This is a genomic window from Janthinobacterium sp. GW823-FHT06H09 (assembly GCF_058794735.1).
On sequence record NZ_JBXAHC010000003.1, the window covers coordinates 474,732 to 498,266 of the forward strand.

The 23,535-nt window shown below is 67.0% G+C and carries 20 protein-coding genes; 8 read left to right on the forward strand and 12 right to left on the reverse strand.

Features of this window, described 5'->3' with window-relative positions; genetic code table 11:
* Positions 1 to 120 precede the first annotated feature (120 nt).
* From AC1Q6X_RS06970 to AC1Q6X_RS06995, 6 genes are read left to right on the forward strand one after another with little or no spacing between them, the layout of a single operon-like run.
* On the forward strand, positions 121 to 885 hold the full coding sequence (locus AC1Q6X_RS06970; protein WP_492496022.1) for a GNAT family N-acetyltransferase: 765 nt from the start codon (positions 121 to 123) through the stop codon (positions 883 to 885).
* On the forward strand, positions 864 to 1,109 hold the full coding sequence (locus AC1Q6X_RS06975) for an acyl carrier protein (protein WP_492496024.1): 246 nt from the start codon (positions 864 to 866) through the stop codon (positions 1,107 to 1,109). The genes AC1Q6X_RS06970 and AC1Q6X_RS06975 overlap by 22 nt, the downstream gene beginning before the upstream one ends.
* The gene (locus AC1Q6X_RS06980; protein WP_492496026.1) at positions 1,106 to 1,963 is read left to right on the forward strand and encodes a hydrolase 2, exosortase A system-associated; all 858 of its coding nucleotides are present in this window, start codon (positions 1,106 to 1,108) and stop codon (positions 1,961 to 1,963) included. The genes AC1Q6X_RS06975 and AC1Q6X_RS06980 overlap by 4 nt, the downstream gene beginning before the upstream one ends.
* Complete coding sequence (locus tag AC1Q6X_RS06985; protein ID WP_492496027.1) at positions 1,960 to 2,856, forward strand: hydrolase 1, exosortase A system-associated; 897 nt, start codon at positions 1,960 to 1,962, stop codon at positions 2,854 to 2,856. The genes AC1Q6X_RS06980 and AC1Q6X_RS06985 overlap by 4 nt, the downstream gene beginning before the upstream one ends.
* The gene (locus tag AC1Q6X_RS06990) at positions 2,850 to 4,151 is read left to right on the forward strand and encodes a glycosyltransferase (protein ID WP_492496029.1); all 1,302 of its coding nucleotides are present in this window, start codon (positions 2,850 to 2,852) and stop codon (positions 4,149 to 4,151) included. Before AC1Q6X_RS06985 ends, AC1Q6X_RS06990 begins: the two co-directional genes overlap by 7 nt.
* Positions 4,148 to 4,846, forward strand: a complete 699-nt coding sequence (locus AC1Q6X_RS06995) for an ABC transporter permease (RefSeq protein WP_492416849.1) — start codon at positions 4,148 to 4,150, stop codon at positions 4,844 to 4,846. The genes AC1Q6X_RS06990 and AC1Q6X_RS06995 overlap by 4 nt, the downstream gene beginning before the upstream one ends.
* On the opposite strand, the gene AC1Q6X_RS07000 is transcribed toward AC1Q6X_RS06995, so the two are convergent.
* From AC1Q6X_RS07000 to AC1Q6X_RS07045, 10 genes are all read right to left on the reverse strand, one after another.
* The gene (locus AC1Q6X_RS07000; RefSeq protein ID WP_492496031.1) at positions 4,833 to 5,570 is read right to left on the reverse strand and encodes a hypothetical protein; all 738 of its coding nucleotides are present in this window, start codon (positions 5,568 to 5,570) and stop codon (positions 4,833 to 4,835) included. The genes AC1Q6X_RS06995 and AC1Q6X_RS07000 overlap by 14 nt on opposite strands.
* 16 nt (positions 5,571 to 5,586) lie before the next feature.
* Positions 5,587 to 6,033 carry a DUF6678 family protein gene (locus AC1Q6X_RS07005; protein ID WP_121669372.1) on the reverse strand — a complete coding sequence of 149 codons (447 nt, stop codon included), beginning with the start codon at positions 6,031 to 6,033 and terminating at the stop codon, positions 5,587 to 5,589.
* Positions 6,033 to 7,262 carry a formate-dependent phosphoribosylglycinamide formyltransferase gene (purT, locus tag AC1Q6X_RS07010; RefSeq protein ID WP_492496034.1) on the reverse strand — a complete coding sequence of 410 codons (1,230 nt, stop codon included), beginning with the start codon at positions 7,260 to 7,262 and terminating at the stop codon, positions 6,033 to 6,035. The genes AC1Q6X_RS07005 and purT overlap by 1 nt, the downstream gene beginning before the upstream one ends.
* A 106-nt stretch (positions 7,263 to 7,368) precedes the next feature.
* The gene (locus AC1Q6X_RS07015; protein WP_070288302.1) at positions 7,369 to 7,866 is read right to left on the reverse strand and encodes a VOC family protein; all 498 of its coding nucleotides are present in this window, start codon (positions 7,864 to 7,866) and stop codon (positions 7,369 to 7,371) included.
* Between the two features lie 66 nt (positions 7,867 to 7,932).
* Positions 7,933 to 9,330 (reverse strand): TolC family protein, encoded by a 1,398-nt coding sequence (locus tag AC1Q6X_RS07020; RefSeq protein WP_492496036.1) that lies wholly within the window; start codon positions 9,328 to 9,330, stop codon positions 7,933 to 7,935.
* Positions 9,320 to 10,663, reverse strand: a complete 1,344-nt coding sequence (locus AC1Q6X_RS07025) for an HlyD family type I secretion periplasmic adaptor subunit (RefSeq protein WP_492496038.1) — start codon at positions 10,661 to 10,663, stop codon at positions 9,320 to 9,322. The genes AC1Q6X_RS07020 and AC1Q6X_RS07025 overlap by 11 nt, the downstream gene beginning before the upstream one ends.
* On the reverse strand, positions 10,660 to 12,858 hold the full coding sequence (locus AC1Q6X_RS07030; RefSeq protein WP_492496040.1) for a type I secretion system permease/ATPase: 2,199 nt from the start codon (positions 12,856 to 12,858) through the stop codon (positions 10,660 to 10,662). The genes AC1Q6X_RS07025 and AC1Q6X_RS07030 overlap by 4 nt, the downstream gene beginning before the upstream one ends.
* Positions 12,859 to 12,960: 102 nt before the next feature.
* Positions 12,961 to 16,005, reverse strand: a complete 3,045-nt coding sequence (locus AC1Q6X_RS07035; RefSeq protein ID WP_492496042.1) for a calcium-binding protein — start codon at positions 16,003 to 16,005, stop codon at positions 12,961 to 12,963.
* Positions 16,006 to 16,306: 301 nt separating this feature from the next.
* Complete coding sequence (locus AC1Q6X_RS07040; RefSeq protein ID WP_492496043.1) at positions 16,307 to 16,948, reverse strand: DUF6000 family protein; 642 nt, start codon at positions 16,946 to 16,948, stop codon at positions 16,307 to 16,309.
* On the reverse strand, positions 16,945 to 17,838 hold the full coding sequence (locus AC1Q6X_RS07045; protein WP_492496045.1) for a LysR family transcriptional regulator: 894 nt from the start codon (positions 17,836 to 17,838) through the stop codon (positions 16,945 to 16,947). Before AC1Q6X_RS07045 ends, AC1Q6X_RS07040 begins: the two co-directional genes overlap by 4 nt.
* 110 nt (positions 17,839 to 17,948) lie before the next feature.
* On the opposite strand from AC1Q6X_RS07045, the gene AC1Q6X_RS07050 reads away from it, so the two are divergent.
* Positions 17,949 to 19,571: an MFS transporter gene (locus AC1Q6X_RS07050; RefSeq protein ID WP_492496047.1), complete on the forward strand. Its 1,623-nt coding sequence runs from the start codon at positions 17,949 to 17,951 to the stop codon at positions 19,569 to 19,571.
* Positions 19,572 to 20,064: 493 nt separating this feature from the next.
* Here the strand turns inward: AC1Q6X_RS07050 and AC1Q6X_RS07055 are convergent, their stop codons facing one another.
* Both AC1Q6X_RS07055 and AC1Q6X_RS07060 read right to left on the reverse strand, forming a co-directional pair.
* Positions 20,065 to 21,645, reverse strand: a complete 1,581-nt coding sequence (locus AC1Q6X_RS07055; RefSeq protein ID WP_492496049.1) for a methyl-accepting chemotaxis protein — start codon at positions 21,643 to 21,645, stop codon at positions 20,065 to 20,067.
* 289 nt (positions 21,646 to 21,934) lie between these two features.
* Positions 21,935 to 22,369 carry a hotdog fold thioesterase gene (locus AC1Q6X_RS07060; RefSeq protein WP_070288290.1) on the reverse strand — a complete coding sequence of 145 codons (435 nt, stop codon included), beginning with the start codon at positions 22,367 to 22,369 and terminating at the stop codon, positions 21,935 to 21,937.
* 142 nt (positions 22,370 to 22,511) lie between these two features.
* Here AC1Q6X_RS07060 and lpxO point away from each other — a divergent pair, with 142 nt between their 5' ends.
* Complete coding sequence (gene lpxO / locus AC1Q6X_RS07065) at positions 22,512 to 23,411, forward strand: lipid A hydroxylase LpxO (RefSeq protein WP_070218708.1); 900 nt, start codon at positions 22,512 to 22,514, stop codon at positions 23,409 to 23,411.
* Positions 23,412 to 23,535 lie beyond the last annotated feature (124 nt).

The window sequence follows — 23,535 nt, forward strand, 5'->3', positions numbered from 1 at the left end:
ACCTCTCCCGACCGGCGGCGGCCTATCTGGCGCAATGCTTGAGGCCGCGCAACATCGATCACTGGCCGCTGCGCTCTAATGGACAGCGTTGGCTGCATAGCCGCCCCATCGTTGATCGCCATGGCCAGCCTCGCCCATTTCCTCCATTTTTCCCGCTTGCAAGGACTTGCCGCCAGCCTGCGCCAGCTGGGCTGGCGCGACAGCGCGTGGCTGGCCGTGGCGCGGCTGCTGGAAAGCGTGCCGGGCGGGCGCTGCGCGCTGTACCGCTATCAATTCGTGGCGCAAGCAGTGGCGCCCGGCTCGCTGTGCCGCGGGCGCGGCCGGTCGATCACGGTGACGCCTTGCCTGGCGGAAGCGGACTTGCCGCCCGGTCCCGCACGCCGCCCCGGCGTGCTGGCCGAACGCTACCGGCAGGGCGCGCAATGCCTGGTGGCGCGGGACAAGTCCGGCATGGTTGGCTGGATCTGGCTGCTGCGCCACGGCTGCCAGGAAGACGAGGTGCGCGCCCGCTATGCGCTGGCGTCGCAGCAATCGTCATGGGACCTGGACGTGTGGGTGCATCCCGAGCAGCGCGGCGGCCTGGTCTTCGCGCGCCTGTGGGAAGAGGCCAACGCCGTGCTGTACGCGCAGGGCGTGCGCTGGTCGTGCAGCCGCATCTCGCGCTTCAACCGCGCCTCGCTGGGCGCCCATGCACGCCTGGGCACGCACGCGCTGGGCACGGCCACTTTTCTCCGCTGCGGGCGCTGGCAATGGATGGCCGCCAGCCTGCCGCCGTATCTGCACCTGTCGCGCCGCCCCGACGACATTCCCTGCCTTGCCTTCGATACGTCGTCCCTGCCGCACTACCCTTCCCTGGAGCTGACATGCCGCATCTTGAAGCAGTAAAACGCATCCTCGACACCACCTTGAGCTTGAACGGTCGCGCGCTGGAAGCCCACACGCCGCTGCTGGGCAGCGTGCCGGAACTCGATTCGATGGCCGTGATCAGCGTGATCGCCGCGCTGGAAGACCATTTCGGCATCCTCGTCGCCGACGACGACATCCACGCGCGCCACTTCGCCACCGTCGGCACCCTGCACGATTTCGTGTTTGCCAAGCTGCGACCATGAACAGCGCCGCCATCGCCCCCCTGCCGCTGCTGCCCTTCTTCCTGCCCGCCAGCGGCGGCCAGCGCTACTGCCTGCTGCACCTGCCGTCGCCGGGCCGCAGCGCGCGCGGCGGCATCGTGTATGTCCACCCGTTCGCCGAGGAACTCAATAAAAGCCGCCACGTGGCCGCCGCGCAGGCGCGCGCCTTTGCCGCCGCCGGCTACAGCGTGCTGCAGATCGATCTGTTCGGCTGCGGCGACAGCAGCGGCGACTTTGGTGAGGCGCGCTGGGACATTTGGCACAACGACCTGCACCTGGCTTGCGCGTGGCTGGCGCAGCGCGTCGACGGCCCGTTGAGCGTCTGGGGCTTGCGCCTGGGCGCCCTGCTGGCCCTCGATTTCGCCAGCCGCGCGCCGCTGCCGCTGGCCCGTCTGCTGCTGTGGCAACCGGAACTCGATGGACGGCGCGTCATCGACCGCTTCCTGCGCCTGCGCCTGGCGTCGGGCATGCTGGCCGGCGGCGCACGGGAAGCGCCCGGTCATGCGCGCGCCGCGCTGGCGAATGGCAAGCCTGTGGAAGTGGCGGGCTACCTGCTGGCGCCAGAACTGGCGCACGCCATCGATGGTGTCAGCGCTTCCGCCCTGCAGCCGTCGGTGCCCGTCTACTGGCTCGATTACCAGGCGCCGGAACACAGCGCCCCGCCCTTGCCGCCGCTGGCGCGCGAATGGCGCGAACACGGCGCCGCCGTGCACGTGGCCAGCTTCGGCGACGGGCCGTTCTGGCACAGCGGCGAGCTGCTGGCGTGTCCGCAACTGCTGCACGCCACGCGGCTACTCTGCCGCGACTGGCTCGACGAGGAAAGGCAGCCGCCATGAAGCGCGACAGCAGCCAGCAGCACCTCGCAGGGCACAGCGTGCGCGAGCTGGCGCTGCGCTTTCGCAGCGCGGCTGGCGGCCCCGGTGACGACGAGGCGCACGCGCACATGGTCGGCATCCTCAGCCTGCCCGCCGCGCCCGGCCCGCGCGGCGTCTTGATCGTCACGGGCGGGCCGCAGTACCGGGTCGGCAGCCACCGCCAGTTCGTCCTGCTGGCCCGCGCCCTGGCCGCGCAAGGCTGGCCCGTGCTGCGTTTCGACCTGCGCGGCATGGGCGACAGCGAGGGCAGCGCGCGCGACTACCGCGCGGCCGGCCCCGACATCGCCGGCGCGCTGGCGCAATTCTTCGATGCCGTGCCATCGTTGCGCGAAGTGGCGCTGTGGGGCTTGTGCGACGGTGCCACGGCGGCCGCCTGCCATGCGCCGCGCGACGCGCGCGTCAAGGCCCTGGTGCTGCTCAACCCCTGGGTGCGCAGCGGCGCCGGCCTGGCGCGCGCCACCTTGCGCCACTATTATTTGCCGCGCCTGCTGCAAGGCGCGTTCTGGCGCAAGCTGGCGGGCGGCGGACTGCAGCTGGGCGCCAGCCTGGCGTCGCTGCGGCAGGTGGCGGCCGCCACGCAGACACCGGCAACGGAGGAAGACGATGTGCCAGCGCCGGCCCTGCTGCGGGCGCTGACCGAATTCCAGGGCAAGGTGCTCTTGATTCTCAGCGGCGACGACCTCGGCGCGCGCGAGTGGCAAGCGCTGGTCGCTGGCGACCCGGCATGGCGCGGCGTCACCGCGCGCGTGCAATGGACGCAAGCGCAGGTCGAGGGTGCCAACCACACGTTCGCCAGCGCCGCTTGGCGCGGCGCAGTGGAACAGCTGTGCGCACGGTGGCTGCAGTCATGGTAGCGACCACGCCGAGCGCGGCCCGACCGAACGCGGCCCGACCAAAACGGGTGCTGATGGTCGCCTACCATTTTCCGCCACTGGCCGGCGGCAGCGGCATCTTGCGCACCCTGGGCTTCGCGCGCCATTTGCCCGACTGCGGCTGGCAGCCGCTGGTGCTCAGCCCCAGTCCTGTCGCGTATGCGCAGCTTGGCGATGCGCAGCTGGCGCGGATCGGAGAGCACGCCACCGTGCGGCGCACCCTGGCGCTCGATGCGGCGCGCCATCTGGCCATCGCCGGACGCTATCCGCGCTGCCTGGCCCTGCCCGACCGCTGGAGTTCCTGGTGGCTGAGCGCAGTGCCGGCCGGCCTGCGCATGATCCGCGAATACCGCCCCGACGCCATCTGGTCGACGTATCCGATCGCCACGGCGCACCTGATCGCGCTGACCCTGCAAAAACTCAGCGGCCTGCCGTGGGTCGCCGACCAGCGCGACCCCATGCTCGATGACAGCGACCCGCTGGCGCCGTATCCGCCCGAGCCGCGCCTGCACCGCATGCATGCGTGGATCGAACAGCGCATCGCGGCGCGCGGCGCGGCCATCGTCTGCACCACGCCGGGCGCCATCGATGCGCACCGGCGGCGCCTGGCGCAGCTGGGGCGCGAGCGTTTCCATCTGATCGAAAATGGCTACGATGAAGACGGTTACCCGGACAGCCCTGCGCACACGGGCCACCGCAGCCGCTTTTTGCTGCTGCACAGCGGCGTGATCTACCCGTCGGAGCGCGACCCGCAGCAGTTGTTCGAAGCCCTGGCCCGGCTGCGCCACGACGGCGTACTGCATGCACGCAATTTCCAGCTGGTGCTGCGCGCGACGGGCCACGATGCGTGGCTGGCCAGCCTGCTGGCGAAATACGGCGTCCAGGACCTGGTCAGCCTGGAACCGTTGCAGCCGCACGGCGCGGCGCTGCAGGAAATGCTGGCCGCCGACGGCTTGCTGCTGCTGCAGGCGGCCAACTGCAACGCGCAGATTCCCGCCAAGCTGTATGAATACCTGCGCTGCCGCCGCCCCATCCTGGCGCTGACCGACCTGGCGGGCGACAGCGCGGCCAAACTGCACCACTGCGGCATCGACACCATCGGCCAACTGGCCTCAAGCGGCGACTGCGCGCACGCGCTGCTGCGCTTCCTGGAACTGGCCCGCCAGGGCCGCGCGCCGCTGGCCAGCCCCACGGCCATCGCCCTGCAATCGCGGCAAGCCCGCAGCAACGCCCTGGCCGATGTGCTGGACCAGGTCAGCCACAGGAGAACAGCATGAAGCACCCGATACTTGCCTGCACCCTGGCCGCCTGCTGCGGCATGGCGGCGGCCGAATGTCCGCCCTACGTCAAGCGTACGCCGGGCGGCGACTACACGAGCGCGGAAGACCGCGACGGTCTGTCCGTGATTGAGAAATTCCATTTTTCGCGTGCCGTGGAAACGCTCACGCAAGGCATGACGGGCAGCCTGGGCGCCGACATCAGCTACACCCTGGAGCACTTCCCGAACCACCACCGGGCGCTGGCGTCGATGGCCAAGCTGGGATTGCGGCTGAAAAGCGCGCAGCCGGTGGGCGCCCGCTACACGGTCAGTTGCTACTTCGAACGGGCGATCGCCTTCGCGCCGCACGACGTGACGGCGCGCATGGTGTTTGGCAACTACCTGCTGGCCACGGGCCAGGATGCGATGGCGCTGGAACAGCTGGATGCGGCCAGCCGCCTGGCGCCCGAGCAGGCCACCATCCAGTACAACCTGGGCTTGATGTATGTGAAAAAGAAGGAATACGAGAAGGCCAGCGCGCATGCGCAAAAAGCCTATGCGCTGGGCTTCCCCTTGCCGGGGCTGAAGAACAAGCTGAAGGCGGCGGGCAAGTGGCGCGAGCCGCCGCCGGCGCCGGCCGTCGTTGAAGCGAAGGAAGCACGGAAAACCGAGGAACCGGCCGTGCCGCCGGTCGAAGAACCTAGCGGGGAATGACGGCCGGCCGCTGGGCCACGCTCCAATGCCCCGTCGGCGAGGCGGCCAGCGTGGCAGCCAGGTCGCGCCGCGATTGCGCCTTGTCGGCGGCCTCGCTGATGAACGCCAGTTCGGCCGGCTGCAGCGCGGTGACAGCGAGCAGCATCACTTCGCCATATGGCGTATCGAACGATGGCGCGATGCTGCTTGCGCCCTGGGCCAGCAGCACGCCCACCTGTTCGTCCTCGTCTTCGAGGCCCGCCGGCGCATCCTGCACGTCCAGCACCATCGACACGCTGCCGTGGCGCTGCACCAGCAAGTCGATGGAACCGTGGTCGGCCACGTTCTGGCTGACCTGGTAAATCAGGTCGAACAGCCACGATGCCTGCACTGGCTGGCCGTCGAAGGCGGACAGCGGCGCCTCGATGCACACTTCCAGCAGGTGGCCACGCGGCACGAACACGTCGTCGTCATCCTCGAACGGATCGCTCAAGCCGTCGCTGGCGATGATGATGGTATCGGCGCGGCGGATCACGCGCCAGGCCTGGCGCAGCGATGGCCAGCGGGGGCCTCCCATGAAGGCTGGGTTGACCAGCGGCGCCAGCACGTCGGTGTCTACGGTGCCCAGGGTGGCATAAAAGGCGTCGCGCGCGGCGCAGGCCGCGGCCAGCATCTGCGCGCCCGCTTCCTTGCCGACGACGGCGTCGTCCGGTTGCGGTACTTGTGGAATATCGTTGTCAGGCATATCAATACTCATTGAATTAGTCGGCAGGCGGGAAGTCATGGTAGGAACGGGGCAGATAGCCCCAGATGCGCGCCACCCGGTCCCGCACCTCGAAATCGAAGCCGATGCGTTGGAGCTCCGGCACGATCCACACGCCATGGTCGATGATTTTCTTCGGCAGCAGCATGGCCACGTGTTCTTCCGAGTACAGGCTGATGTCGAACCATTCCACGCCCATGAACGGAAACGGCGGGTGGTAATCCCACTCCGTGTCCCAGCGCGACACGTAGCCGGACACGGAACCGTAGCGGTACGACGGCACCCAGTCGGTCCGCCCGCGCATGAAGGCCAGCAGTTCGTTCCACTTGCAGTCGTTGGCGGCGCCGGCCAGGTTGCGCCGCGCGATGTGGCCGCGCAGCTTGCGCTTGATGTCGTCGCCGCCGGCGTCGGCCAGCGGCAGGCTGGCGTGCGCCGCCAGGGCCATCAGCGGGCCACCGGCTTGACTTTGGACGCGGCCAGCACGGCGCGCTGGCGGGCCGTATCGATATCGTCGGCCGTGGCCAGCGCCACGCCCATGCGGCGGCGGGCGAACGATTCCGGCTTGCCGAACAGGCGCAAATCGGCGCCCGGCACCTTCAAGGCGTCGGCCACGCCTTCGAAGGCGATGCCTTTCGCTTCCAGCTGGCCGTAGATGACGGCCGAGGCACCGGGCGAACGCAGCGCCACGTTGACGGGCAAACCGAGGATGGCTTTCGCGTGCAGCTCGAATTCGCTCTGCACCTGGCTGGCCATCGTGACCATGCCCGTGTCGTGCGGACGGGGGCTCACTTCCGAGAACCACACCATGTCGTCCTTGACGAACAGCTCCACGCCGAACAGGCCCAGGCCGCCCAGGTTGTCCGTCACCTTGCGGGCGATCTCGCGCGAACGCTCGAGGGCCAATGGCGCCATGCGCGCCGGCTGCCACGATTCCACGTAGTCGCCGTGCACCTGCAAGTGGCCGATCGGCTCGCAGAACTGCGTCTCGACCTGGCCCGAAGCACCGACGGCGCGCACCGTCAGCAGGGTGATTTCGTAGTCGAAGTCGATGAAACCTTCGACGATGACGCGGCCCGTATCGACCCGGCTGCCGCTGGCCGCATAGGCCCATGCCGCGTCCACGTCAGCGGCGCCATCGAGTTTGGACTGGCCCTTGCCCGACGACGACATCACGGGTTTCACCACGCACGGGAAACCGATCTCCTGGCAAGCGGCCTGCAACTCCTGCAGGCTGCTGGCGAAGCGGTATGGCGACGTGACCACGCCCAGGGTTTCGGCCGCCAGGGTGCGGATGCCTTCGCGGTTCATCGTCAGCACGGCCGCGCGCGCGTTCGGGATGCACGTGATCTGCCCCGCCGCTTCCAGCGCCGCCAGGGTGTCGGTGGCGATGGCTTCGATTTCCGGCACGATCAAATCCGGCTTTTCCAGGGCTATCAGGGCGGCCAGCGCCACGCCGTCGCTCATGTCGATCACGTGCGAGCGGTGCGCCACGGGATGGCCCGGCGCGTTCGGATAGCGGTCGACGGCGATCACTTCCACACCCAGGCGCTGCAGCGCAATGATCACTTCCTTGCCCAGTTCGCCGGAACCCAGCAACATGACTTTGATGGCGGTGGAAGACAGCGGTGTGCCGAAGGTGCGCGGGGCGATGGTGTTGCTGGTGCTGATAGTCATGGGCAGGGTCAATCTGGCAATGGAAAGATGGCCGGAACTATAGCAAATGCCGGCCATCTTGGACAGGGTGCGCCGCTGGCGTGCGCCCCCTGCCCCGCGTGGCGGGCTAGCCCGCGTACGCGCGCTTGATCTGCTCGATGTCGATCTTTTTCATGCCCATCATGGCCTTCATCACGCGCCCGGCCTTGACGGGATCGGGGTCGCCCAGCAGCTTGATCATCAGGGTGGGCACGATTTGCCACGATACCCCGAACTGGTCCTTGAGCCAGCTGCATTGCTGCGCTTCCGGCGGCCCGCCCCGGGACAGCAGGTTCCAGTAGTGGTCGACCTCGTCCTGGGTTTCGCAATTGACCTGGAACGAGATCGCTTCGGAAAACTGGAATTGCGGCCCGCCGTTCAAGCCCGTAAACGTCTGACCATCGAGTTCAAAGGCCACCGTCAGCACGCTGCCCGGCTCCTGGCCGTGGATTTCCTTGCCTTCCTCGCCATAGCGCAGGATCTGGCCGATCTTCGAATTGGGAAATATTTCCGTATAAAACCGGGCCGCCGCCTCGGCGTTGCCGTTGAACCATAAACATGGGGTAATCTTTTGTACGCTGTGCATGATGTCTCCCTAGTCCGAAACAGGAACGCCTTCCCTGTGCGGGAAGGACCGCCACCAATATAGTCATTATTGGGCCGCCGGGGCGCGCAATTTGCCTCCCCCTTGCGCGACGTCGTCGCGCGCCAGCATGCCGGCGCTGGCCAGCAGCCGCAGCCGGGCCGATCGCCATTCCGCCTGGCAACGGATGCGCTCCTGCTGCGCTTCGAGCAGCGCGGACTGCGTGTTCAGCATTTCCAGGATATCGGCCGCGCCCAGGCCGAACTTGCGCCGCACGCTGGCCAGCGCGTCCTGCGCCGCATCCAGCCACGCTTGCGACGCGGCCAGGTTGGCCAGCGCCATGCTCGCCTCCGCATGCGTTTTCACCAGTTCCATCAGGGTCTGCTGCCGCACTTCCTCAGCCTCGGCCTCCCTTTGCCCCGCCTGCGCCTGCGCGCCGCGCACCTTGTAGTGGCGCGCAAAGCCGTCGAACAGGGGTATGTTGAGCGAGATGCCCACCAGCGTTTCGCGCGTGGAAGCCGGCGACAAGCCCTGGTTGGGCCGGCCGTTCTGGTAGATATTGGCCGTCAGGTCGATGCTGGGGCGGCCCTCCGAGCGGGCAATCTCCACCCGTTCGCGCGCCGCCGCCAGCTGCGCCTGCGCCGCCAGGATGGCCGGATGGCGCGCCTGGGCCAGCGCCAGCCAGGCGTGCAGCTCATCTTGCAAACCCTCGCGCAGGCCCGCCACCGCGCCGTCCGCGTCGTCGTCCAGGATCACGCCCGCATCGGCCGGCAAGCCCAGGGTGTAAATGAGCACCGCGCGCGCCTTGTGGAACTCGCCGTCGGCGCGGCTGGCGCCCAGAGCCGCCTTGGCCAGGGCGCTGGCCGCCTGCAGGGTGTCGCTGTGCGAGCCGAGGCCCCGCTGCGCGCGGCGCTGCGTGGCCTGCACCGTTTCATTGGCCAGCGCCTGGTATTGCTGCCGCATGCGCACGCTGGCGCGCGCCGTCTGCGCCTCGAAATACGCGCTGACCGTCGCCGCCAGGGTCTTTTGCAGCACGGCGTCGCGGTTGGCCAGGGCCGCGTCAAGCATGGCTTGCGCGGAACGCTGGCCCGCCGCGCGCCCGCCGAAGTCGAACAAACGCCAGGACAGGCTCAGCGAACCCGTATTGCTGTTCAGGCTGCCGGAAGGCGTGCCGGCGCCCGGATAGGCCGTGCGGTCGTGCACCCGGCTCAAGCCCCCATTCAGGGTGGGCAGGTAGGCGGCCCTGGCCTCGCCCACGCCGGCCGCCTGCAGCCGGATGCCGGCCCAGGCGCCGTGCACCTGCGCGTTGCGGCACAGGGCCAGGTCGACGGCCGCCGGCAGGGTCAATGGGACTGCAGCTTCATAGGTAGATGGACATGGCGCGGCGTCCAGCATCTGCGCCCGGACTGGCGCGGCGGCCAGGAACAAACCGGCGGCGAAGAAAATGGCGGCGTGCCTAGCGTTCATGCAGCGCCTCCTTCTGGTGCCGCACCAGCGGCGAGAGCACGTATTCGACCACCCTGCGCGTGCCCGTGCGGATTTCCGCCCGCACGGCCATGCCGGCCGACAGCGGCACCAATCTGCCGTCGATGACGATGGACGGCTGGCGCAAGGTGATCCTGACGGCGTAGACGGGCCCCTTTTTTTCATCCTCGATGGCGTCGCGCGAGACGCTGCTGACGACGGCGGGCACGGTGCCATACTTGGTGTAGTCGAAGGCGTCGATCTTGACGGCCACCGCCTGCCCTGCCTGCACGAAGCCCACGTCGCGGTTTTCCAGCATGGCGTCGATTTCCAGCCTGCCCTGGCGCGGCACGATCTGCATCAGCGCCTGCGCGGCCGGCACCACGCCGCCCACCGTATGCACCTTCAGTTGCTGCACCGTGCCGTCGACGGGGGCAGTCAGGCGCAGCAGGCTGCCGCGGGCGCCCGCGCGGCGCGCATCCTGGCCGCTGGCGGCCGCCACTCGCGCCCCTTCCGCCAGCGCGTCGTACGCGTCTTTCCGCGTTTGCGCCACCAGGGCCGCCCGTTCGCTGCGGGCCGACGCCAGCTGGCCGGCCAGGTCGATGCGCGCCTGTTCCTTGTCCAGCCACGCGTGTTCGGCCACGTCGCGCGTGGCCAGCAGCGCCCGGTAATCGCCGGCCCGCTGGGCCGCCAATGGCAGCGCCTGCGCGTAGCGGGCGATTTCGCCGTCGAGGTGCGCCAGCCGGGCGCGAAAGCTCGCGTACTGGCCATCCACGTGCGCCTGCGCGGCGGCGCGCTCGAGGGCAGGGATCGCGTCCGGCGCCGCCAGCTTTGGCATCGTCAGGGTGTCGACGGCGGCGATCAGCGCGCGCGCGCGGGCCATTTGCAAGGTGGCCGCCACGGCGTCGCCGGCCGCCTTGTCGCGCTCGGCGTCCGGTCCCCGGCTGTCGAGTTCCACCAGCAGCTGGCCCGCCTGCACGGCCTGCCCCTCGCGCACCTGCAGGGCGCGCACGGCCGCCACGTCGACGGAAGCGATGGTCTTGGTGTTACCGGATGGAATGATCTTGCCCGCCGCATGGACGATGATGTCGACCTTGCCAAAAACGGCCCACAGCACCACGCAACCGACCAGCAGCATCAGCACCCTGGCAGTCAGGCGCAACGACGGCGACACGGGCCGCTCCTGCAGCGCCAGCGCGGCCGGCAAAAAGGCCGCCTCGTCTTCGCTGAGCACGGGGCCGCCCAGCGTGGCGCGGTTGCGCCAGCTGTGCCGCAGTACCTGGCCATAGCATTGCAACAATTCGCCATATGCGGCGAGACGGTGGCCGGCGCTCATGTTGCGTCCCCTGTTGCGCTCCCGTGCGTACCCTGCTGCAGGCTGTACAAATGGGCATAGATGCCGCCCGGCCGCTTCAGCAACGCGTCGTGGCTGCCCAGTTCCGCCACCTGCCCCCGCTCCATGACGACGATACGGTTGGCTTCGCGCACGGCCGACAGGCGGTGGGCGATGATGAGCACGGTGCGTCCCGCGCAAATGCCGCGCATATTGTCCTGGATGATCTTTTCCGACTCGTAGTCGAGCGCGCTGGTCGCTTCGTCAAAAATCAGGATGCGCGGGTCGCCGATCAGGGCGCGGGCGATGGCGATGCGCTGGCGCTGGCCGCCCGACAATCCCGTGCCGTGCTCGCCCACCATGGTGTCATAGCCTTCCGGCAGCTCGCAGATAAAATCGTGGGCGCCCGCCAGTTTCGCCACGGCAATGACCGCCTCGATGGGCAGCGCCGGGTCGCTCAGCGCGATATTGTCGCGCACGGAGCGGTTGAACAGGATGTTTTCCTGCAGCACCACGCCGATCTGGCGCCGCAGCGACGCCGTGTCGATGACGGCGATGTCCTGCCCGTCGATCAGCACCTTGCCCCGCTCGGGGATGTACAGGCGCTGCGCCAGCCGCGTCAGGGTGCTCTTGCCGGAGCCGGAACGCCCGACGATGCCGATCACCTCGCCGGGCGCGATGGCGATCGACACCTCGCGCAGCACCTCGGCCGCGTCGGGGCGGTAGCGGAAACCCACCTGCTGAAAGTCGATGGCGCCGGCGATGCGCGGCAGGCGCGCCTTCTGGTTGCCCGCGTTTTGGCTACCCGCTTCCGTACGGGCGTTGAGGATGTCGCCCAGCCGGCTCATGGAGATGCCCACTTGCTGGAAATCGTTCCACAGCTGTGCCAGGCGCAGGATGGGCGAGGCCACCTGCCCCGCCAGCATGTTGAAGGCCACCAGCTCGCCCACCGTCATCCTGCCGTCGATGACGAGCGTGGCGCCCCACCACATGATGGCCGCCGTCACTAATTTACTCACCAGGGTGACGCTGCCGCTGGCCAGCATGCCGATATTGTTCGCCGACAGGCCGGCCGACACATAGCCGGCCAGCTGTTTCTCCCACTGCTGCTGCCAGCGCGGTTCCACGGCCATGGCCTTGACCGTGTCGACGCCGCTGATCGTTTCAACCAGAAAAGACTGGTTTTCCGCGCTGCGGTTGAACTTGTCGTTCAAGCGCCCCCGCAGCACGGGCGTGAGCAGCATCGACAGGACTGCGTAGACGGGGATAGACGCGAGCACGACCACGCTGAGCGCCGCGCTGTACCACAGCATGGCGGCGATGAAGATGAAGGAAAACAGCAGGTCGAGCACCAGGGTCATCGCGTTGCCGGTAAGAAATGAGCGGATGTTTTCCAGTTCATGGATGCGGGCCACGGAATCGCCCACGCGGCGCGCCTGGAAATACGCGATCGGCAGGGCCAGCAGGTGGCGGAACAGGCGCGCGCCCAGTTCCACGTCGATCTTGCTGCTGGTGCGCGCGAAAACATACGTGCGGATGAGGCCCAGCGCCGCCTCGAAGACGATGGCGCAGACCAGGCCGATGGCCACCACGTTCAGGGTCTGCATGGCGTCGTTGACCAGCACCTTGTCCATCACCACCTGGAAAAACAGGGGCGTGGCCAGGCCGATCAGCTGCAGCACGAAGGAAATGAGCAGCACTTCGCCCAGCAGCCTGCGGTATTTGACGATGGCGGGGATGAACCAGCTGAAGTCGAAGCGGGCCGTCTCGCCCGCATAGCTGGCCTTGCTGGTAAAAAAGATCAGTTCGCCCGACCAGATGGCGAGAAAAGCGTCGCGGCCGAGGATCTGCGGCGGCTGGCCCGGATGCTGGATCAGCACCTTGCTCACGGCGCCGTCGCTGCTGTCGACCTTGCCGAGAATAAAGAAACGCCCGTCGTGACCGATGGCGATGGCGGGCAGCGGCGCTTGCGCCAGCCGTTCGGGCGCCTGGCGCACCAGCTTGGCCGTCAAGCCCAGCCCTTTCGCGGCCAGCAGGACGGTTTGGCGCGTAAACACGGCCTGGCCGAAAGCGTGCTTGAGCTGGGCGCCGTCGGCGGCGATGCCGTGCAGGCTGGCCATCAGCAGCAGCGACAGCAGGCCCGTGTCGGGCGCGGGTTCGGTGGACGAAGTGGCGTGGCGATAGGGAAGTACGGTCATCGGATCATGTCGGAAATCAATGGCGCAGCCGGGCCGGCACGTGCAAGGCCGGCCCGGCTGCGCGGGGGTGGAACTACGTGCTCAAGCGATCAACGTAAGCGGTCATTGCGCTGCCGCCAGCTGGATCTGCGTCGACGGGTTGCCGTGGCCGGACCAGGGCGCCGATGCGGCCGCGGGCACGGCAAAACCGGCCATCGCTTGCACCAGCTGCGCCGGATCGGCTTGCCAGGCAGCGGATCCGCCCTGGCTGGCCGCGCCAAATTGCTGCGCGGCGCGCCAGTTCTGCGCCAGCGCCGGCGCCAGGATGGCGGCCGTGCCGGCAGGCAAGGTCAGCTGGCCGGCCGGCGGCGGCGTCAGGCTAGCCATCGCCTGCACGAGGTTTTGCACATTGCTACCCAACAAGACGCGGCCATCGGCCATGCGGAATTCCTCGATGCGCACGGCCGTATCGGCAAACCAGTTATTCACGGTGATCTTGTCCGTGGTGCCGATGGTGCTCACTTCCAGGTTGGCGCCCTCCCGGCGGAACCACAGCTGCTCGGCGCTGACGCCGGCCAGGAAGGACACGACGTCATGGCTGCCCGCCTCCTCCGTCTCAGCGATGATGTCGGCGCCGTCGCCGCGGGCGAAGATATAGGTGTCGTCCCCCGCGAGGCCGGCCAGAGTGTCACCGCCCTTGCCGCCTTGGAAGATATCATTGCCGAAGCCGCCAAAGAGAACGTTCTTGAGCTCATTGCCGATCAGCACATCGTCGAACTTGCTGCCGAACAGCATGCCGAAATTGGACAGCACGTCTACGCCGGGACGCGCGGTCAAGGGACCGCCAACGGGCGCGAAGACGGCCGTCACGCCTGTGCTGGCGCCGCTGTAAGTGACCGAGTTGCCGGCACCGGCGCCATCGAGCACATTGCCGCCGGGGGTATCGACATAAAAGACGTTGTTGTTATAGGCGCTGCCAGTCACCTTCAGGCCGGCAGAGGCGAGGCGCACGTATTCGACATTGTCGGCCACCGTGTAATCGACGCTGGTGTAGACGGTATCGTTGCCGCCGTTGCCCCGCTCGACGATGAAGTCGCCACTGTGGTTGACGTAATACGTGTCGTCGCCGCCCAAGCCTTCGAGCAGGTCGGCGCCGGCCGTGCCGTTGATGACATCGGCGTTCGCCGTGCCGACAAAGTGCTGCCCCGTGGGCTGCGTGGGACCGTTGAAGTGCCAGGCCTGGGCCAGCACGGGCGCCAGGGCAGCGGCCGTGGCGGCCGGCAGGGTCAACTGGCCCAGCGGCGGCGGCGTCAGGTTCGCCATCGCCTGCACCAGCAGCTGCACGTCGGCGCCGCGCATGACGTGGCCGGCGGCCGTGCGGAATTCCTCGATGTTCGGCGCAGCCGCGTTCCAGCTGCGGATGGTGATCTTGTCCATCGTGCCGATGGTGCTCACTTCCAGATCCGCGCCCACCTGGCGGAACCACAGCTGGTCGATGTTCACGCCGGCCAAAAAGGCGATGCTGTCGTAATTGGCGTCGGCCGAGGGCTCGGCGATGACGTCGGCGCCGTCGCCGCGCGCAAAGACATAGATATCGTCGCCCAGGCCGCCGGTCAGCACGTCGTCCCCCTTGCCGCCTTGCAAGGTATCGTTGCCGAGGCCGCCGGACAGGGTGTTGGCCAGTTCGTTGCCTGACAGCACGTCGTCATGGGCGCTGCCTGTCACGTTGGAAATATTGACCAGCACATCGCTGCCCGGGCGCGCCGTGGCGTCACCGTTGACGGCGATCATGGCGGCCGTCACGCCAGCCTTGGACGCGGCATAGGTGGCCGAAGTGTTCGCGCCGACGCCGCGCAGCACATTGCCGCCGGCGGCATCGACGTGGAAGACGTTCGCGTTGCCGTTGCCCGTCACCGTCAGGCCGGCGGCGCTGACATGCACCTCTTCCACGTTGGCGGCCAGGGTGTGATTGACGGTGGTGTAGACTGTGTCGCGTCCGCCGCCCGCCTGTTCGACGACAGCGTCGCCGCCATGGTTGACGTAATAGATATCGTCGCCGCCCAGGCCGGCCATCACGTCGGCGCCCGCCGTGCCCTTGATGATGTCCGGGTTCGCCGTGCCGGTGAAAGTGCCGTTGGTCGGCTGGTTCGGCCCTTCCGTGCGCCAGTTCTGCGCCAGCGCTGGTGCCAGCGCGGCGGCGATGCCGGCCGGCAAGGTCAGCTGGCCCGCCGGCGGCGGCACCAGGACGGCCATCGCCCGCACCAGGTTTTCCACGTCGCTTCCCAGCAGCACGCGGCCGTTGGCTGTGCGGAATTCATCGATGCGAGGAGGCGAGCCGGCGTTATACCAGCCATTGATGGTGATCCTGTCGGCCGTGCCGATGGTGCTCACTTCAAGGTTCGCGCCCACCTGGCGGAACCACAACTGGTCGGCGCTGACGCCTGCCAGGAAGGAGACGACGTTGCGGCTGCCCGCCTCCACCATCTCGGTGATGTTATCGGCGCCGTCGCCGCGGGCGAAAATGTAGGTATCGTCACCCATCGCGCCGAACAGGCCATCGTCGCCTTTGCCGCCCTGCAAAATGTCATTTCCATAACCGCCGGCAAGGAAATTCCTGAGTTCGTTGCCGGTCAGCACATCATTGAACTTGCTGCCGACGATGCTGGCCACATTCCTCACTACGTCAGCGCCAGGACGCGCCACTAGTGGGCCGTCCGCAGGCGCAAAGACAGCCGTCACTCCCGCGCTTGCGCCGCCGTAGTTGACCACGTTGCCCGTGCTGCCGCCATCAATCACGTGCCCGCCAGGGACATCGACGTAAAAGATGTTGTTGGTCGTGGCGCTGCCCGTCACCGTCAGACCTGCGGCGGTCAGGTGGACGTTCTCGACGTTCTCGGCCACCGTGTAGTTGACGCTGGTGTACACGGTATCGGTGCCGCCGTTGGCCAGCTCGACGACCACGTCGCCGCTATGGTTGACGTAATACGTGTCGTCGCCCGCCAGTCCTTCGAGCACGTCCGCGCCCGTGGTGCCGGTGAGTACATCGGCGTTCGCCGTGCCCACGAAACGCTGCGGGGCCGCCAGGCTGTTCAGATAGGCGTCAATGGCGGACACGCCGGCCGCTTCGGAAGATGGCGCGAAGGCGGCGGATTCAAATTTCTTAGTCATATTGCAGTTTCCTGTCGTTAAACTTAAAAAAAATCACGCGTGGATATGCCAGCGCAAGCCGGCATGGAAGACAAAGTCGTGCCGCGTCGAAAGGCAGCTTCGGCATGCACTCTGCAGTGACAGATCAGGCGGGGAAACACTGCCATTTGTCACGCAAATGTCATGAAAGCGGGATGTGGGGAGGGAGTGGCCGTACGGCGTGGGGATGGGACGTCGGCGGCTGGAGCGATGCTAAGTAACTAACCGCCAAGAAATTATTGTGATTTCTGACTTGCAAAACTTCACAAGAATTTCCTGAGGATTACTTAGCGGGCGCCCTCAGAGCTTGCAGGGCGCGCAAGCGGTCCATACTGGCCGCAAACGCCGCGAGCGCATCGTCCAGCGCCAGACCCGGCCGGCTGGCCGCGAAAACGGCCCAGGCTGGCGCGTGGCGCGCCGCCTCATTCCGGCCGTGCTGGCCATCGAGCCAGGCGATGGCAGCCATGGCTTGCTTCTGATCAAAGTACAACTGCGGCTGGAGCAGGTAATGTTCCAGATAGCGGTGCAGGTAGTCGCGGCTGGCGGGCGTGTCGAAAACGGCCAGCGCCAGGCAATACGCGCTGCCCGCGTAGCAGACCTCGCTGGCCAGCAACAGACGGCCCAGCTGGTCCGTGAAGGCGCCCTGCCCGGTTAGCGCGGCCAGGTAGGCGCCCGCCGCGCGGCTGCGCCAGTCGAATTGCCCCAGCAGACGCGCGATGAGGGCGGCGTCTGCCTGTGCCAGCCGCGCCACGCATGCGCTTGCCTGGGGCTGGTGCAGACCCATGTACAAGGGCCGCACCCAGTCGTCGCGCAAGGCCGCCGTCAGCGCTTCCTGCGGCGGCAACGGCGCGATGCTGAACGGGTGGGCGTGGCGCACGGTGGCGCCGGCCACGTGGCGCCGCAGGGCGGTGTTGTCATCGCTCAAGGCCAGCCTCCCGAAGTACGCTGATCGAATTGTTCCACCAGGAAATCGATGAATACGCGCAGGCGCGGCGGCAGGTGGCGACTGGCAGGCCACAGCAGCCAGAACGCCGTGCGCGCCTGCGTGCGCGCGTCCAGCAGCGAAACCAGCTGCCCCGCCGCCAGCTCGCGCTGCACGGCGAATGCGGGCAGGTAGGCGATGCCCTGCCCCTGCACGGCCAGGAAGACGCGCATTTCCACGCTGTTGCACACCATGCCGGGTGCCGGCTGGGCAGACTCGTCCATCAGCGGCCACTGTTCCAGGCGGCCCGTGGCGGGAAAACGGTAGTGCAGGCGCTGGTGCCGCAGCAGTTCGGCGCCGTCGGCGGGCCGGCCATGGCGCGCCAGGTAGGCGGGCGAGGCCACCAGCAGGCGGCGGAACGTGCACAGTTTGCGCCGCATCAAGCCCGAATCGGCCAGTTCGCCCGTGCGCACGGCCGCGTCAAAGCCGTCGCTGACGATGTTGACCATGGCGTCGGAGAAATCGAGGTCGAGTTCGATGGCGGGATACGCTTGCATGAAGGCAGCGATGGCCGGCTCGAACAGGCCGCTGTAGCGTGGCAGGCTGATGCGCAGGCGGCCGCTCGGCGCGCCGCCCGATTCGCCCAGCTCGCGCTCGGCCGCAGCCACCTCGGCCAGGATGCGCTTGCAGCGCTGCAGGAATTTTTCTCCTTCGGCCGTCAGCGCCAGGTGCCGCGTGCTGCGCTGGAACAGCCGCGCGCCGAGCCGCGCTTCCATGCGCGCCACGCTCTTGCCCACGGCCGACGATGACAGGCCCAGCAGCCGGCCCGTGGCCGAAAAGCTGCCGCTGTCGGCCACCTGCACGAACATGGCGATGCCGCCCAGGCTATCCATACGATTTTCCATTGAAGACATTCTTGTCCGATATGTTCGTCAGTTTAGCCCATTTTTCTTCAATGGCGGGCGCGCCATACTCGTCCCTCTTTCTTTCATCTCCGACACCGATGCCCTCTTCCTCCCGCTTTTCTCTCCCGCTGCAAGTGCTGGCCGCCTGCCTGACGGGTTTGCTCATTCCCTTGTGCTTCACGGGCCCGGCCGTGGCCTTGCCCGCCCTCGGCGCCGAATTGCACGGCAGCGCCGCCGCCCTGAACTGGGTCGTCAATGCGTATATCCTCAGCTATGGCAGCGCCATGATGGTGGCGGGCAGCCTGACGGACGTGCTGGGACGGCGCCGCGTGTGGCTGGCGGGGCTGGCCCTGTTTTGCGCGGCGACGCTGGCCATCGCCGTCGCGCCCTCGGTGGCATGGATCGCCGCGCTGCGCTTCGTGCAGGGCCTGGGCGGCGCGGCCGCGTTCGCCGCTGCCATGTCGTCGCTGGCGCCATTGTTCCACGGCGCGGCGCGCAGCCGCGTGATGAGCGTGCTGGGCACGACGTTCGGCCTGGGCCTGGCCTTCGGTCCGCTGGCGGCGGGCGCCATGCTGGCGCTGGCCAGCTGGCCCGCCATCTTTTACGCCACGGCCGCGCTGGGCGCCATCGGCATGCTGCTGGTCTGGTGCAACGTGCCGGCCGATCCGCCGCGCGGCAAGGGCCGCGTGGACTGGCCCGGCGCCATCAGCTTCAGCGCCGCGCTGGGCCTGCTGACCCTGGGCATGCTGCTGGCGCCCGAACACGGCTGGCGCAGCGGGGCCGTGCTGCTGCCCGTCGCCGCGTCGGTGCTGCTGTTTTTCATTTTTATCAGGATCGAACGCAGGACGGCGCAGCCCATGCTGGACTTGACCCTGTTCCGCCAGCGCCGCTTTGTGGCCGTGCAAGTGCTGGCCGCCTCGCCCGCCTTCCTGTTCATCGTGCTCATCGTCATGCTGCCGGGGCGTTTCATCGGCATCGACGGCATGTCCGCGCTGGCGGCGGGCCGTTTGATGGTGGCCCTGGCCGCGCCATTGCTGCTCGTGCCCGTGCTGGCGGCGCTGCTGTCGCGCTGGATCGGCGCAGGTGCCTTGTGCGCGGCGGGATTGCTGCTGGCCGCGGCGGGCCTGGCCTGGCTGGCGCAGGTGCCGGGCCATGGCGGCACTGCGGCGCTGGCCGGCCCCCTGCTGCTGATCGGCGCGGGCATCGGCTTGCCGTGGGGCTTAATGGATGGCATGGCCTTGAGCGTGGTGGACACAGGGCGGGCCGGCATGGCGACGGGCATCTTCAATACCGTGCGCATCAGCGCCGACGGCGTGGCGCTGGCCCTGGCTGGCGCCCTGCTGGCCGGCCTGATCGCCGCGGCGCTGGCGCGGCAACTGCCCGCCGGTCTACCGCTATTGGCGGCCGCCAGCCGCGCCGCGCTTGGCGATATGCAACAGGCAACACAGCTGCTGGGCGGCCACGAAACACTGCTGCGCGCCAGCTATGACGCCGCCTTCCGCCAGTTGCTGAATGGCCTGGCGCTGCTGGCCGTGGCGCTGGCGGCGCTGCTGCCGTATTTGCTCAGGAAGAAAGAAAGGCGTCTACGCGTCGAGGCCGTAAAACACCGCGACAAGGATGGCGATATTGTTGCAGGCGCGGGAAAAGGTCGTTGTCGCGTAGGCCACGGCCACAGTGAGTGCGCGGTAGCGCAGGTAGACAAAGCTGAACATGGCGCCTGAACCGAGCGCGACAATCGCGTGCAGCAAGCCGCCGCTGATGTAATGCACGATGGCCCACAGGATGGCACCGATAAAAATGCTCAGCTGCCGGGTGGCGCCCAGGCGCTTGAGGATTTCCAGCGGCAGCAACTGGCCGAGAAACGTTTCCAGGATGGGGGAATAAATGACGACCCAGAACACCAGCAGCGGCAGCGACATTTCCCGCTTGAACTTGGACAGGCCCGTGTGCGCCCCCCAGTATTCGGGCGGCAGCAGCCATTTCGTGAGGAACAGGATGGCAAAGCACAGCATGCAGGTGAGCAAGCCCCAGCCGAGACCGGCAAGGGCCAGCTGCAGCACGGGCGGCGCCGGCTTGTCGTCGTCCGGGCTGGATAGATCATGGCTGCTGCGCACTTGCATGAGTAGTCCTGGCGGTGATCCAGCGCTCATTGTAGCGCGGAATACGACTATTGGCGCATGGCTGCCGGCGCGCCGTGCCGCCGTGCCATCGGCGTCAGGCCGCCAGGCGCAAAGGGCCGTTCGCCGGCGGGGCCAATTTAAAAATGCCCACTTCCTGTTCCAGCTGCGCCGCCTGCTGCTGCAATTCGTGCGCGGCGGCCGCCGCCTGCTCGACCAGGGCTGCATTTTGCTGGGTCACGCGGTCCATGTCGACGATGGCGCGGTTGACTTGCTCGATGCCGGCGCCCTGCTCCTGCGTGGCATGGCTGATCTCGGCCATGATGCCCGTCACCCGGCCGATGCCGGCCACCACCTCATGCATGGTGGCGCCCGCCTGCTCGACGAGCACCGTGCCCGTGCCCACCTTGCTGACGGAATCGTCAATCAGGGCCTTGATTTCGCGCGCCGCGGCGCTCGAGCGCTGCGCCAGGTTGCGCACTTCCGTTGCCACCACGGCAAAGCCGCGCCCCTGCTCGCCCGCGCGCGCCGCTTCCACGGCCGCGTTCAGGGCCAGGATATTCGTCTGGAAGGCGATGCTGTCGATCACGCCGATGATGTCGACGATCTTGTTCGACGAGGCATTGATGAGACCCATGGTGTGCACCACTTCGGCCACGGCCTTGCCGCCCTGCTCCGACACCTTCGACGCTTCGCGCGCCAGGTGGTTCGCCTGCTGGGCGTTGTCCGCATTCTGGCGCACGGCGGAAATCAGTTCTTCCATCGATGACGCCACCTCCTCGAGCGAACCGGCCTGCTGCTCCGTGCGCTGCGACAAATCGCGGTTGCCCGAGGCGATCTCGGTGGAGGCCGTGGCGATGCTTTCCGTACCGTGGCGTACCTTGCCGACGATGGCGGCCAGGTTGTCGCGCATGGTCTTGATGGCGAACAGCAGGCTGCTGTCGTCGCCGTGGCGCGTATGCACGTCGATGGCCAGCTCACCGAGCGCGATGCGTCCGGCAATCGAGGCCGCATACGCCGGTTCGCCGCCCAGCTGGCGCAGCAATCCCCGCGTGATGACGGTGGCGACCGCAATACAAATGAGCACGCTGAGCGCGGCCAGCACGCCGATCCAGCGCAGCGACTGGCCGTAGATGGCGCGCGCGGCCACGCTGGCCTGCTCCGATTCGCGCTGCACGTTTTTCAGGACGGCATCGATGTCGGACACGATCTGGCGCCGCAGGGGGCTGCACTCCTCGACGAGGAAGGTGCCGTACTGCTCCATCTGTCCCGTGGCGCGGAACTGGCGCGGACGCAGCAATTCCTGCGCCATGGTTTTCAGGCCCGTGCTGACCTTCTCGAATTGCGCATCGCCGGCGAACTGCGGCGCCAGCTTCGCCAGCGCTTCCAGGTACAGCGCTTTCTGGGTGTCGAGGATGGCCAGCTCCTTTTCGGCGGCGGCCTGGTCATGGAAGATATATGCGTTGCGGGCGGCCAGGCCCGTCTGGTCGAGCGCTTCGCGCGCCACATACAGAGGGTCCAGTTTCTCCAGCTGTACTTTGTCTTGCGCGTCCATGGCGCCGGAGATGGCGCCGATGCGCAGCAGCGCGAAGGCGGCCAGCACCAGCATCAGCAAGACCAGCAGCCCGAAGCCTGCGCTCAGGCGCGCGCCTATCGTCAAACGATTGAATGACATCATTGTTGTTATTGCCCTGTATAAAGTTGATTGTTGCCGGTTACGTCAAGTAATCCACTGGAAGTTACTTGGAACCAGCGATCTGCTCGCCGTCGTGTTGCCTTTCCCGCATGGCGCAGGATGGGTCTCTAACTGGCGTTTTTTGGGCAGTCAGCTTTTAATTTCGGCAATGTAGTTGCGCGGCTGGAAACCCCGCACAATACAACAGCACACTGAATTATAAGCGAACAGCGTTATGGATGATTCCACGCGCTCGCTTTTAGTGCCTTGATGCAAGTCAAGAACCGCCGCGTCAGCCTGCGCCCGGAGTGTCGATAACGGCCATGGTGATGCGCGAGATGCAGCACAGTTTGCCGTCATCGTCGCTGATGCGGATTTCCCAGACCTGGCTGGTGCGGCCCCGGTGGATGGGCGTGGCGCGCCCCGTCACGTGGCCGCCGCGCACGCCGCGCACGTGGTTGGCGTTGATTTCCTGGCCCACGCTGACCTGCTTGCTGCTGTCAAGGCAGGCATTCGCGGCCATGCTGCCCAGGGTTTCTGCCAGCAGGACGGACGCGCCGCCATGCAGCAGTTTAAAAGGCTGCATGGTGCGGTGGTCGACGGGCATGGTCGCCTCGATCCAGTCGGGGCCGAAGGCCGAGAATTCGATGCCCAGGTGGCGCATGGCCGTGCCCTCGCTGGCGGCGTTGAGGGCGGCCAGGTCGAGCGGTGCGTGCCAGATTTCCATTGTTACCCCTTCAGTGATGAAATAAAGCCATTGTAGGACAGAGCGCCAGCGCGCGCCGCTTCATCTTTCCTTCACCGTGGCACAGGGTAGCCGGGGCATTAACTGGTTATAATTGCCCCATTCTTTCAAAACGAGGTTGTGTATGAAGTGGGCCTTGCTGGGCATTTTTGTGTTTTCTGTTTTACATATTCATTTTCGGGGCAAGGTGCGCCTGCCGTTTCGCCGCCAGATCTTCGATCACTCCTCGTTCATGGCGCCGCTGAACCTGTTCATGCACACCTTTTCCAAGGTGCCGGCCACGCCCTATCTGTCCGTCGATCAATTCCCGGAACTGGCGCCGCTGCAGCAGAACTGGCAAATCATCCGCGATGAAGCGCTGCGCATGCAGGAAATGAAAAAGATCAAGGCGGCTGAAAAGAACAATGACGTGGGCTTCAATTCCTTCTTCAAGTATGGCTGGAAGCGTTTCTACCTGAAATGGTATGACGCGAACCACCCGTCGGCACAGCAGATGTGCCCGCAAACCTATGCGCTGCTGCAATCGATTCCCTCGATCAAGGCGGCCATGTTCGCGGAATTGCCGCAAGGCGGCAAGCTCAACCCGCACCGCGACCCGTTCGCCGGTTCGCTGCGCTACCACCTGGGCTTGCAGACGCCGAACGACGACCGCTGCTTCATCGACGTCGATGGCGAGCGCCACAGCTGGCGCGACGGCCAGGCCGTGATGTTCGATGAAACGTATATCCACTGGGCCCGCAACGACGCCGACAGCGACCGCATCATCCTGTTCTGCGACATCGAGCGCCCGATGCGCTACCGCTGGGCGCAAGGCTTGAACCGCTGGCTGGGCCGCACGCTGATGACGGCCGCCGCCTCGCCCAACGAGCTGGGCGACCAGGTGGGCGGCGTGAGTAAATTGTTCCAGATTTCCTGGACCATGGGCCAGTACCGCCGCCGCTTCAAGGCGTGGAACAAGACGGCCTACCAGGTCACCCGCGTGGCGCTCGTGATTGGCATCATCGCGCTGATCTATTTTATTTAAGCGCCTTGCTTGCACCGCATGGGAAAGCCGCCTTCGGGCGGTTTTTTTTGGCTATGTCACCGTCAAATGTGGGAACTCGCCCAATGTTGCCTTCAATAATGTTTCTGGGGAGCGGATGCGCCCG

What these genes read in the sequence shown, in the direction of transcription:
- AC1Q6X_RS06970 (WP_492496022.1), top strand. Translation starts at nt 121, where the DNA reads ATGGCCAGCCTCGCCCATTTCCTCCATTTTTCCCGCTTGCAAGGACTT.
- AC1Q6X_RS06975 (WP_492496024.1), top strand. Translation starts at nt 864, where the DNA reads ATGCCGCATCTTGAAGCAGTAAAACGCATCCTCGACACCACCTTGAGC.
- AC1Q6X_RS06980 (WP_492496026.1), top strand. Translation starts at nt 1,106, where the DNA reads ATGAACAGCGCCGCCATCGCCCCCCTGCCGCTGCTGCCCTTCTTCCTG.
- AC1Q6X_RS06985 (WP_492496027.1), top strand. Translation starts at nt 1,960, where the DNA reads ATGAAGCGCGACAGCAGCCAGCAGCACCTCGCAGGGCACAGCGTGCGC.
- AC1Q6X_RS06990 (WP_492496029.1), top strand. Translation starts at nt 2,850, where the DNA reads ATGGTAGCGACCACGCCGAGCGCGGCCCGACCGAACGCGGCCCGACCA.
- AC1Q6X_RS06995 (WP_492416849.1), top strand. Translation starts at nt 4,148, where the DNA reads ATGAAGCACCCGATACTTGCCTGCACCCTGGCCGCCTGCTGCGGCATG.
- AC1Q6X_RS07000 (WP_492496031.1), bottom strand. Translation starts at nt 5,570, where the DNA reads ATGCCTGACAACGATATTCCACAAGTACCGCAACCGGACGACGCCGTC.
- AC1Q6X_RS07005 (WP_121669372.1), bottom strand. Translation starts at nt 6,033, where the DNA reads ATGGCCCTGGCGGCGCACGCCAGCCTGCCGCTGGCCGACGCCGGCGGC.
- purT (WP_492496034.1), bottom strand. Translation starts at nt 7,262, where the DNA reads ATGACTATCAGCACCAGCAACACCATCGCCCCGCGCACCTTCGGCACA.
- AC1Q6X_RS07015 (WP_070288302.1), bottom strand. Translation starts at nt 7,866, where the DNA reads ATGCACAGCGTACAAAAGATTACCCCATGTTTATGGTTCAACGGCAAC.
- AC1Q6X_RS07020 (WP_492496036.1), bottom strand. Translation starts at nt 9,330, where the DNA reads ATGAACGCTAGGCACGCCGCCATTTTCTTCGCCGCCGGTTTGTTCCTG.
- AC1Q6X_RS07025 (WP_492496038.1), bottom strand. Translation starts at nt 10,663, where the DNA reads ATGAGCGCCGGCCACCGTCTCGCCGCATATGGCGAATTGTTGCAATGC.
- AC1Q6X_RS07030 (WP_492496040.1), bottom strand. Translation starts at nt 12,858, where the DNA reads ATGACCGTACTTCCCTATCGCCACGCCACTTCGTCCACCGAACCCGCG.
- AC1Q6X_RS07035 (WP_492496042.1), bottom strand. Translation starts at nt 16,005, where the DNA reads ATGACTAAGAAATTTGAATCCGCCGCCTTCGCGCCATCTTCCGAAGCG.
- AC1Q6X_RS07045 (WP_492496045.1), bottom strand. Translation starts at nt 17,838, where the DNA reads ATGGATAGCCTGGGCGGCATCGCCATGTTCGTGCAGGTGGCCGACAGC.
- AC1Q6X_RS07050 (WP_492496047.1), top strand. Translation starts at nt 17,949, where the DNA reads ATGCCCTCTTCCTCCCGCTTTTCTCTCCCGCTGCAAGTGCTGGCCGCC.
- AC1Q6X_RS07055 (WP_492496049.1), bottom strand. Translation starts at nt 21,645, where the DNA reads ATGATGTCATTCAATCGTTTGACGATAGGCGCGCGCCTGAGCGCAGGC.
- AC1Q6X_RS07060 (WP_070288290.1), bottom strand. Translation starts at nt 22,369, where the DNA reads ATGGAAATCTGGCACGCACCGCTCGACCTGGCCGCCCTCAACGCCGCC.
- lpxO (WP_070218708.1), top strand. Translation starts at nt 22,512, where the DNA reads ATGAAGTGGGCCTTGCTGGGCATTTTTGTGTTTTCTGTTTTACATATT.